Source organism: Stenotrophomonas sp. STEN046 (assembly GCF_056759755.1).
The window spans coordinates 18,305-28,268 of record NZ_JBRRDR010000053.1 but is presented as its reverse complement, the minus strand read 5'-3'; the positions used below and the strand labels follow the sequence as shown (position 1 = coordinate 28,268).

Sequence of the window (9,964 nt, the reverse complement as noted above, 5' to 3'; positions counted from 1 at the left end):
GGCGGTGTCGGAGTGCGGGGACGCCGCAAGTACGTCCCTGTAGGCTTGGCAGCCGCATCCATGCGGCTGACACCCCGCAATCCGACACCGCCCCACCTCTGACAGTTGGTCGCTGCTGTTGGTAGGTGTCGACCTTGGTCGACACATCTGTCAGACATCGAAATGAATCTGGGGTGCCAATCCGTTTTGCTGGGTGAAAGGGGGGGGGCCCCACCGCGGTTTCGGGCGCGGGCCGGTGAAAGTGGGGTGGGGGGGGGGGGGGGGGGGGATCCCGGGCTTTGGTTGGCGCGGAAACGCTTAAATGCCGTTTTTTCCGGGGTCCCCCGCCACGGCACCCATCCCGCCATCCCTCAGGAAACCAGCCTTTGCTGTTGCTTCGGCTCTGGCCTGTAGCAGGTGCAGGGCTGCAAGCCCTGCAAACCTGCACTCCCTCAGTGAGCAGCAGGCCGCGACGGCGGCAACCACGCTGCCACGATGCCCAGCAACGGCAGGAACGCGGTCAACTGGTAGACGAATTCGATGCTGGTCTTGTCCGCCAGCAGGCCCAGCACCGCAGCCCCCAGCCCGCCCATGCCGAAGGCAAAGCCGAAGAACAGGCCCGACACCATGCCGATGCGGTGCGGCATCATTTCCTGCGCATAGACCACGATGGCCGAGAACGCAGACGACAGTACGAAGCCGATCAGCACGGCCAGCACGGTCGTCCACAGCAGGTCGGCATGCGGCAGTGCCAGGGCAAACGGCGCCACGCCCAGGATCGAAGCCCAGATGATCGGCTTGCGTCCGATGCGGTCGCCCAGCGGGCCACCAAAGAATCCGCCCGCCGCCGACGCCACCAGGAAGGCAAACAGGTGCAGCTGTGCCTGTGCCACCGGAATGCCGAAGTGGTGGATCAGGTAGAAGGTGAAATAGCTGCCGATGCTGGCCATGTAGAAGTACTTGCTGAAGATCAGTACCAGCAGGATCGCCAGCACCTTGGCGATCACGCGCGGCGGATGTGGCGAGCTGGCCACCGCATGGCCGGCAGCGCGCGGCGCCCCCAGGTGCAGCGAATACCAGCGTCCGACATAGGTCAGCAGCGCGATACCGATCAACGCTGCGCCTGCGAACCATGAGGCAGCGTGCTGGCCGAACGGCACGATCACCGCGGCGGCGATCAGCGGCCCCAACGCGGTGCCGAAGTTGCCGCCCACCTGGAACACCGACTGCGCCAGCCCATGGCGGCCCCCCGAGGCGAGACGGGCGATGCGCGAGGCTTCCGGGTGGAAAATGGCCGAGCCGATACCCACCAGTGCGGCGGCCAGCAGCACCATCGCGTAGCTGGGCGCAAAGCCGAGCAGCAACATGCCGCACAGGGTGGATGCCATGCCGATCGGCAGCGAGTACGGCGCTGGCCGGCGGTCGGTGGCCATGCCGACCAGCGGCTGGAAGATCGACGCGGTCAGCTGGTAGGTCAGCGTGATCAGGCCGATCTGGGTGAAGCTGAGGTTGAAGCCGCCCTTGATGACCGGATAGATGGCCAGGATCAGCGACTGCATCATGTCGTTGACCATGTGGGAGCTGGAGATCGCCGCCAGCACTCCGGGCGATACCGGGCGGGCGGATGTGGCGGGAGAAGCCAGAGTGGACATGGTGCGTGGTCGGGATGGGGGCGAGCCGTGCATGCTACGGTGGCACCTGATTCCCTTCTGCCGCGTTCTGGTCATGGCCTATCGCAAAAAGGACACCCCCTGCCCCATCCGCGAAACCGCGCCGTGGAACGAGGTGCCGGTGCACCGGCCGGTGACCTGCCGCGCACGCGACTACCCTGCCGGCACCCATGTCCCGGCCCACAGGCACCGCCGTCACCAGCTGGTCTATTCGATGTCCGGCCTGATGGTGGTGCGCTCGGAAGTCGGCCGCTGGGTGGTGCCCTCCACCCGCGCGATCTGGATGCCGGCCGGCATGGCGCATGGGGTGGACTGCATCGCCGAGGTGCACATGCGCAGCCTGTACATCGAACCGGCCTTCGCCCCGCAGCTGCCGGCCGAGGCCTTTGCCGTGCAGGTGTCGCCACTGCTGCGCGAGCTGCTGCATGCTGCAAGCCTCATTGAAAGCGCGCATGAGGAAGACAGCCGCGACGGGCGTGTGGTGCGCCTGATGCTCGATGAACTGCATCGCATGGATGCCCTGCCACTGCACCTGCCCGAGCCGGCCGACCCGCGCCTGCGCCGCATCTGCGAGCACATCCAGAAGCATCCCGGCGACGAGGCGACGCTGCAGGACTGGGCACAGGCACTCGCGGTGGACGTGAAAACCATCCAGCGCCATTTCAGCAGCGAACTGGGCATGACCTTCGGCCAATGGCGGCAGCAGGCGCGCCTGCTGGCGGCGATGGAACGACTGGCGACCGGCGACAAGGTGATCGATGTCGCACTGGCGATGGGCTATGACAGCCCAAGTGCGTTCACCAGCATGTTCAAGCGCCAGCTCGGGCAGACACCGGCGGCGTTTTTCCGTTGATCCGTTGAACGTCATCCACGCATGGCGTGGATCTACTGCCGAATCCGGGTAGGACTTTTGCCATTCGGCCGGAAACCGCGCACGTCGTCGCGGTTCTGTCGCGCAGGTGCATGCTCCGATGGTCTCCCCAGAAAGGAGATCGCCATGAACAAGGCATGGAACGTCGCATCAGGATTCGCTGTTGCTGTAGTACTGGCGCTGGCCGCCATCAGTCTGCCCGCGCGGGCGTCCGGCACACAGTTCAGCTTCTACTCGGACGAACAGAAGGACGGATTCCAGTTTTCTCTTGAGATCCACGGGCGCAGCGACGATGGCTACATCCATGCCACCTGGACGGGAAAGGCGGACAAGGCGCCGCCACGTAATCCGTACTACGTCGAAATGAACCGTAACCAGAAACGGCTCTATGTCCGTCCACGCGAGCGGGATGGCCAGCCCTGGTTCGAGCTGGACGTCGTAGGTGATCGCGGGACGTTGCAGTTCCAGGGCCACCGCATCCACGGCAGTGCCGACTGGGAGATCAGGTAGCCACCCCACAAACGAAAACGCCGGGCATGGCCCGGCGCTACCGTTCAATGTTTCCGTTGAAAAGTTCAGGACGTCATCCGGTCCCAGAAACCCTTCACCCCGTCGATGAAGGTGGCCGACTTCGGCGAGTGCTTGCGCGCATCTTCGCCATTGAAGGTCGCTTCAAACTGCTCCAGCAGCTTGCGCTGGTCATTGGTGAGATTGACCGGCGTCTCCACCACCACGCGGCAGTACAGGTCGCCTTCGCTGCGGCTGCGCACCGAACGCACGCCCTTGCCGCGCAGGCGGAACAGCTTGCCGGTCTGGGTTTCGGCCGGGATGCGGATTTCCGCTTCACCGCCGAGGGTGGCCACGCGCACGGTATCGCCCAGTGCGGCCTGCGAGATGCGGATCGGCACTTCGCAGTGCAGGTCGTCGCCGTCGCGCTGGAAGATGTCGTGCTCGCGCACACGCACTTCCACGTACAGATCGCCTGGCGGGGTTCCAGCCGGACCGGCCTCGCCTTCGCCCGACAGGCGGATGCGGTCGCCGGTATCCACGCCCGCCGGCACCTTCACCGACAGCACCTTGTCTTCCTCGACACGGCCGTTGCCGTGGCAGGTCTTGCAGGGCTTGGCGATGATCTGGCCACGGCCGCCACAGTTGTGGCAGGCCTGCTGCATGGCGAAGATGCCGCGCTGGATGCGCACCTGGCCGCGGCCATGGCAGACGTTGCAGGTTTCCACCTTGCCGTCTTCCGAGCCGCTGCCGTCACAGTCGCCACATTCGGCCAGGGTCGGAATCTCGATGCGGCGCTCGACGCCACGCACCGCTTCTTCCAGATCCAGCTCCATCACGTAACCGATATCGGCACCACGGCGCGCCTGGCGCGGACCACCGCCGCCAGCACCACCGAAGATGTTGCCGAAAATATCGCCGAAAATATCGTTCATGTCCGGGCCGCCCGGACCACCGCCACCACCGCCCATGCCGTGCTCGAACGCGGCGTGGCCGTGGCTGTCGTACATGCGGCGCTTGTTGCCGTCGGACAGTACTTCGTAGGCTTCCTTGCACTCCTTGAAGGAGGCTTCGGCCGCCGCATCACCCGGGTTGCGGTCCGGGTGGAACTTCATCGCACAACGGCGGTAGGCCTTCTTCAGCTCTTCGTCGGTGGCGGTGCGGGCAACGCCCAGCACTTCGTAGTAATCGCGCTTGCTCATATCGTGGATCGCATTCCGGAAAGTCGGGATTCGTCAAAGCGGAAGAGCGGAACCAGGTCCGCTCTTGCGTCGGGCGCCCCGACACGCCAGAAGGCGGTCAGGACCCTGATACGACAACGGGACGCTGGCAGGCAGCGTCCCGCGTCGGTCCGGATCAGGACTTCTTGTCGTCCTTGACTTCGGTGAACTCGGCGTCCACCACGTCATCCTGGGCCTTGCCCGCATTGCCGGCATCGGCGCCCGGGGCGGCACCGCCCTGCTCGGCCGAAGCGGCAGCGAACAGTGCCTGGCCGGCTTCTTCCAGTGCCTTCGACTTGGCTTCGATCTGTGCCTTGTCGTCACCCTTCATCGCGGTTTCCAGGTCAGCCAGGGCCGCTTCCACCTTGCCGATGACATCACCGCCGACCTTGCTGCCGTGCTCGGTGATGGCGCTGCGGGTGCCGTGGATCAGGGCATCGGCCTGGTTGCGGGCCTGCACCAGTTCCTGGAACTTCTTGTCTTCTTCGCGGTTGGCTTCCGCGTCGGCGACCATGCGCGCGATCTCTTCCTCGGACAGACCCGAACCGGCCTTGATCTCGACCTTCTGTTCCTTGTTGGTCTTCTTGTCCTTGGCCGACACATGCAGGATGCCGTTGGCGTCGATGTCGAAGGACACTTCCACCTGCGGCAGGCCACGCGGGGCCGGCTCGATGCCGGACAGGTCGAACTTGGCCAGCGACTTGTTGAAGCGGGCCTGTTCGCGCTCACCCTGCAGCACGTGCACGGTCACCGCCGACTGGTTGTCCTCGGCGGTGGAGAACACCTGCGAGGCCTTGGTCGGAATGGTGGTGTTCTTTTCAATGATCTTGGTGAACACGCCGCCCATGGTTTCGATACCCAGCGACAGCGGGGTCACGTCCAGCAGCAGCACGTCCTTGACGTCGCCGCCGAGCACGCCGCCCTGGATCGCCGCACCCAGTGCCACGGCTTCGTCCGGGTTGACGTCCTTGCGCGGTTCCTTGCCGAAGAACTCGGTGACAGCCTGCTGCACCTTCGGCATGCGGGTCTGGCCGCCGACCAGGATCACTTCGCTGATGTCGCTCGAACGCAGGCCGGCATCGTTCAGGGCGACGCGGCACGGCTCGATCGACTTCTTGATCAGCTCTTCCACCAGCGACTCCAGCTTGGCGCGGGTCAACTTGATGTTCAGGTGCTTCGGGCCCGACGCGTCAGCGGTGACGTACGGCAGGTTCACTTCGGTCTGCTGGGCGCTGGACAGCTCGATCTTGGCGCGCTCGGCAGCATCCTTCAGGCGCTGCAGGGCCAGCGGATCCTTGCGCAGGTCGATGCCCTGGTCCTTGTTGAACTCTTCAACCAGGTACTCGATGACGCGGTTGTCGAAATCTTCGCCGCCCAGGAAGGTGTCACCGTTGGTGGCCAGCACTTCGAACTGCTTTTCACCATCGACGTTGGCGATCTCGATCACCGACACGTCGAAGGTGCCGCCGCCCAGGTCGTACACCACGATCTTGCGATCCTTGTTGTCGCCCTTGTCCAGGCCATAGGCCAGCGCGGCCGCAGTCGGCTCGTTGATGATGCGCTTGACGTCCAGACCGGCGATGCGGCCAGCGTCCTTGGTTGCCTGGCGCTGGCTGTCATTGAAGTAGGCCGGCACGGTGATGACCGCTTCGGTGACCTTTTCACCGAGGAAGTCCTCGGCGGTCTTCTTCATCTTTTCCAGCACCTTGGCCGAGATTTCCTGCGGCGCCATCTTCTTGGCATCGCTGGTGGACACCCAGGCGTCGCCATTGTCGTGGGCCAGGATGCCGTACGGGACGTGCGCGATGTCCTTCTGCACTTCAGCGTCGGTGAACTTGCGGCCGATCAGGCGCTTCACCGCGTAGAAGGTGTTCTTGGGGTTGGTGACGGCCTGGCGCTTGGCCGAGGCGCCGACCAGGACTTCGCCGTCCTTGGTGTAGGCGACGATCGACGGGGTGGTGCGATCGCCTTCCGAGTTTTCAATGACGCGGGCCTTGCCGCCGTCCATGATCGCCACACACGAGTTGGTGGTGCCGAGGTCGATACCAATGATCTTGCCCATGGGGGAGACTCCTGAAGAATGCTGTTTATGTCAGTCCGGCCGTTCGGCCGGTGGATGAATACGAAGTGGGGGAGGCTCGTGGAACATTCAAGCCATCCTCCGAACGCTGTGTTCAGCGCCTGGAAAACCTCGCCGGGCATGGCCCGGCAGTACCGATCCGGGCGGGTCCAACGATGCCGGTCCGGGCGGTTGGCGCCGGACCATGCCCGGCGGCCCCGCGCCCGCAACGACGGGTCAGTCGGCCGCCACCACCACCAGCGCCGGCCGCAGCAGGCGCTCGTTGAGCAGGTAGCCCTTCTGGAACACGGTCACCACGCTGCCCGGCGCGGCGCCGGGCGCGGCGACCTGGCTGATCGCTTGGTGGTGTTCCGGGTTGAACGGCTGGCCGGTCGGGTCCAGCAGGGCCAGGCCATTGTCGGCGGCGACCTTCAGCAGCTGCTTGTAGGTCATTTCCAGGCCTTCACGCAGCGGATGGGCGTCGTCGCCGGCCGCCTTCAGGCCCGCATCGAGGCTGTCAAATACCGGCAGCAGCTCGCCCAGCAGCTTCTCGTTGGCAAATTTGCGAGCCTGTTCGATGTCGCGGGCCACGCGCTTGCGCTGGTTGTCCAGGTCGGCGCGCTCACGCAGCGCTTCGGCCTTGACCTGCTCCACTTCCGCGCGCAGCTGTTCAATCTGTTCGTTGACGCCCTGGTCGGCGGCTGCGTCGGCAGCGGCCTGCTGGGCGGCGATGTCTGGCTGATCTTGATTCATGTCTGGGTCCCTGGCGGTCACTCTCCGCCTCCACCCACCCTAGTGTGGGCGGGATGCTGCGTTTCAAGCGTCCGATGCACCAGGACTGCGGCCGCCGGGTGAAAAGGCCGCGCCCAGTACATCGGCGGTGGCCTGGACCAGGGGAATCATGCGGTCGTAGGCCATCCGCTTGGGCCCGATCACCCCCAGCACGCCCAGCACCTGGCCGTTGGCGGTATAAGGGGCCGTTACCAGCGAGACCCCCTGCAGCGGCATCATCCCGGTCTCTTCGCCGATAAAGATGCGCACCCCCGGCGCCTGGATGGTCCGCTCCAGCAACTGCAGGATCTCGCGCTTGCTGGAGAACAGCTCGAACAGCTCGCGCAGGCGCTCCAGGTCGGACAGGTCCTGCACCCCCATCAGCCGGGTCTGCCCGGCCACCAGCATGTCGTCGGCCGGCGGCTGCAGGGCCTGCTCGGCCAGCTCGATGCTGTGCGCCAGCAGCTGCTCCAGCTCCGAACGGGCGTCGCGCAGCTCCAGCAGCAGGCGGGTACGGATCTCCGCCAGCGGCAGGCCGGCGAAATGGGCGTTGAGGTAGTTGGCGACCTGTTCCAGCTGCCCTGGCTCGAAGCCCTGGCGGGTCTCGATCACCCGGTTCTGCACCTCGTTGTCGGCAAACACCAGGATCGCCAGCACCCGGCGCCCGTCCAGCGCCACGAAATCGATCTGGCGGAAAGCGAACTGTTCGCGGCGTGGCGCGCTGACCACGCCAACGAAATGACTCATCGCCGACAGCAGTTCCGAGGCGCTGCCGAGCAGGGCCTGGGTACTGCCGCCTCCGGCCAGCTCCTGGCGCAACCGGGCCAGCTCGCCTTCGCCCGGCGGCTGCATCTGCAACAGGCTGTCGACGAACACGCGGTAGCCGTGCGCGGTCGGGATGCGCCCGGCCGAGGTGTGCGGCGACGCCAGCAGGCCCAGGTCTTCCAGATCGCCCAGGATGTTGCGGATGGTGGCCGAGCTGACCTCCAGGCCGGCCACACGTGCCAGTGTCTGCGAGCCCACCGGCTCGCCGTCCTGGATGTAACGCGCGATCAGGGTGCGCAGCAGATGGCGCGCGCGCGGGGCTAGCTGGTCGGGAGAACCGTGCATGGAATCAACCTGTGAGACACGGACACTAGATAATGGCGCAGCGCCACCTTGGCAAGTCATTGGACCACTCGGCCGCGCGTGCTAGCGTTGCGCGGCTGAATACACCTCTCTACCGATGCTCAGACACCTTTCGATCAAGGATTTCGCCGTCGTCCGCGCCACCGAGCTTGAGTTCGGGCCGGGCATGACCGTGGTTTCAGGCGAGACCGGCGCCGGCAAATCGCTGATGGTCGACGCACTGGGCTTCCTGTCCGGCCTGCGCGCCGACAGCGGCGTGGTCCGCCATGGCGCCGCCCGCGCCGAGCTGTCGGCCGAATTCGCCCTTGACCAGCTGCAGGCCGCCCGCCAGTGGCTGGCCGACAACGAGCTGGACGACGACGACCAATGCCAGCTTCGGCGTGTGATCCGTGCCGATGGTGGCTCGCGCGCGTGGATCAACGGCCGTCCGGTCACCCTGGCACAGCTGGCCGACCTGGCCGCGCTGCTGGTGGAGATCCATGGCCAGCACGAGCAACAGGCCCTGCTGACCCGCCCATCGCAGCTGGCCCTGCTGGACGCCTACGCCCGCAATGAAGGCGAGCGCCGCGAGGTACGTCGCGCGGCCGCAGCCTGGCAGATGCTGGTCGACGAATCACTGGCGCTGTCGCAACAGGGCGATGTGAGTGACCGCATCGGCTTCCTCGAACACCAGCTTCGCGAGCTCGACCGCGAGGATCTGGCCCCCGAATCGATCGTCGCGCTGGGTGCCAGCCACCGCCGCCAGGCCCACGCCAGCGCCCTGCTGGCCGCCTGCCAGGCCGCGAGCGGGCAACTCAATGGCGACGAAGGCGGTTCCGCGCTGGATCTGCTGCAGCAGGTACGGCACGAACTGGCCCGGGTGGCCGAACACGATGCGCGCCTGGGCGATGTGGACGCGCTGATCGACAGCGCCTCGATCCAGCTGCATGAAGCACTGGCCCTGCTCGACCGTGTGCATGACGACCTGGATGCCGATCCGGACCAGTTCGAAGAGAACGAGCGTCGCCTCGGCCGCCTGCACGACCTGGCCCGCAAGCATCGCGTGCCGATGGACGAGCTGGGCGCACAACGCGAGCGCATGCATGCCGAAGTGGAACAGCTGCGTGGGGCCGACGAGCGCCTGCAGCGTCTGGCCGGCGAGATCGACAAGGCCGCAGGTGCATGGCGTGCGCAGGCCGCCACGCTGACCACCAGCCGGCGCAAGGCGGCTACCGAACTGTCGGCCACCACCACCGGCATCATCGCCGAGCTGGGCATGGGCGGCGGCCAGTTCCTGATCGAGCTTGAGCCGCAGGACAGCGGCAGGCCCGATCCGCAGGGGGCCGAACGCGTTGAATTCCTGGTCGCAGCCAATGCCGGGCAGCCGCCACGCGCGCTGCGCAAGGTCGCCTCCGGCGGTGAACTGTCACGCATTTCGCTGGCCATCGAAGTGGCCGCGCTGGACCTGGACGCCGTGCCGACCATGGTGTTCGACGAAGTCGATTCCGGCATCGGTGGCGCGGTGGCCGACATCGTCGGCCAGAAACTGCGCGCGCTTGGCGAGAAGCGCCAGGTGCTGTGCGTGACCCATCTGCCGCAGGTGGCATCGAAGGGCCACGCGCACTACCGGGTCAGCAAGGCGCCGGTGGAAGGCATGACCCAGAGCGCGGTGGAGAAGCTGGACATCAAGGCGCGCGAAGAAGAACTGGCGCGCATGCTGGGCGGCGTGGAAGTGAGCAAGGAAGCACGCGCTGCCGCGCGCAAGCTGCTGCAGGCCTGA

General features: G+C 66.0%; 8 protein-coding genes. 3 read left to right on the top strand and 5 right to left on the bottom strand.

From position 1 onward, the window contains the following. Positions 1-431 precede the first annotated feature (431 nt). Positions 432-1,631, bottom strand: a complete 1,200-nt coding sequence (locus ACVOLJ_RS18640) for an MFS transporter (protein WP_475279589.1) — start codon at positions 1,629-1,631, stop codon at positions 432-434. A 73-nt stretch (positions 1,632-1,704) separates the two neighbouring features. On the opposite strand from ACVOLJ_RS18640, the gene ACVOLJ_RS18635 reads away from it, so the two are divergent. Next, positions 1,705-2,502, top strand: a complete 798-nt coding sequence (locus ACVOLJ_RS18635; RefSeq protein ID WP_475279588.1) for an AraC family transcriptional regulator — start codon at positions 1,705-1,707, stop codon at positions 2,500-2,502. A gap of 144 nt (positions 2,503-2,646) precedes the next feature. Further along, entirely contained in the window at positions 2,647-3,030 is a 384-nt protein-coding gene (locus ACVOLJ_RS18630; RefSeq protein WP_475279587.1) for a hypothetical protein, read from the top strand. Between the two features lie 65 nt (positions 3,031-3,095). Here the strand turns inward: ACVOLJ_RS18630 and dnaJ are convergent, their stop codons facing one another. The 4 genes from dnaJ to hrcA all read right to left on the bottom strand — a co-directional run bounded on the left by dnaJ (position 3,096) and on the right by hrcA (position 8,187). Further along, positions 3,096-4,229 carry a molecular chaperone DnaJ gene (gene dnaJ / locus ACVOLJ_RS18625; RefSeq protein WP_475279586.1) on the bottom strand — a complete coding sequence of 378 codons (1,134 nt, stop codon included), beginning with the start codon at positions 4,227-4,229 and terminating at the stop codon, positions 3,096-3,098. Between the two features lie 154 nt (positions 4,230-4,383). Then, positions 4,384-6,309, bottom strand: a complete 1,926-nt coding sequence (gene dnaK / locus ACVOLJ_RS18620) for a molecular chaperone DnaK (protein ID WP_475279585.1) — start codon at positions 6,307-6,309, stop codon at positions 4,384-4,386. 234 nt (positions 6,310-6,543) lie between these two features. Beyond that, positions 6,544-7,059 carry a nucleotide exchange factor GrpE gene (gene grpE, locus ACVOLJ_RS18615; protein WP_475279584.1) on the bottom strand — a complete coding sequence of 172 codons (516 nt, stop codon included), beginning with the start codon at positions 7,057-7,059 and terminating at the stop codon, positions 6,544-6,546. Positions 7,060-7,122: 63 nt separating this feature from the next. Continuing rightward, positions 7,123-8,187 carry a heat-inducible transcriptional repressor HrcA gene (gene hrcA / locus ACVOLJ_RS18610; RefSeq protein WP_475279583.1) on the bottom strand — a complete coding sequence of 355 codons (1,065 nt, stop codon included), beginning with the start codon at positions 8,185-8,187 and terminating at the stop codon, positions 7,123-7,125. Positions 8,188-8,302: 115 nt separating this feature from the next. Between hrcA and recN the strand changes: the two genes are divergently transcribed. Then, positions 8,303-9,964: a DNA repair protein RecN gene (gene recN, locus ACVOLJ_RS18605; protein ID WP_481564795.1), complete on the top strand. Its 1,662-nt coding sequence runs from the start codon at positions 8,303-8,305 to the stop codon at positions 9,962-9,964.

Coding starts and splice junctions, on each gene's coding strand:
- grpE (WP_475279584.1), bottom strand. CDS start 7,059: ATGAATCAAGATCAGCCAGACATCGCCGCCCAGCAGGCCGCTGCCGAC.
- ACVOLJ_RS18630 (WP_475279587.1), top strand. CDS start 2,647: ATGAACAAGGCATGGAACGTCGCATCAGGATTCGCTGTTGCTGTAGTA.
- ACVOLJ_RS18640 (WP_475279589.1), bottom strand. CDS start 1,631: ATGTCCACTCTGGCTTCTCCCGCCACATCCGCCCGCCCGGTATCGCCC.
- dnaJ (WP_475279586.1), bottom strand. CDS start 4,229: ATGAGCAAGCGCGATTACTACGAAGTGCTGGGCGTTGCCCGCACCGCC.
- ACVOLJ_RS18635 (WP_475279588.1), top strand. CDS start 1,705: ATGGCCTATCGCAAAAAGGACACCCCCTGCCCCATCCGCGAAACCGCG.
- hrcA (WP_475279583.1), bottom strand. CDS start 8,187: ATGCACGGTTCTCCCGACCAGCTAGCCCCGCGCGCGCGCCATCTGCTG.
- recN (WP_481564795.1), top strand. CDS start 8,303: ATGCTCAGACACCTTTCGATCAAGGATTTCGCCGTCGTCCGCGCCACC.
- dnaK (WP_475279585.1), bottom strand. CDS start 6,309: ATGGGCAAGATCATTGGTATCGACCTCGGCACCACCAACTCGTGTGTG.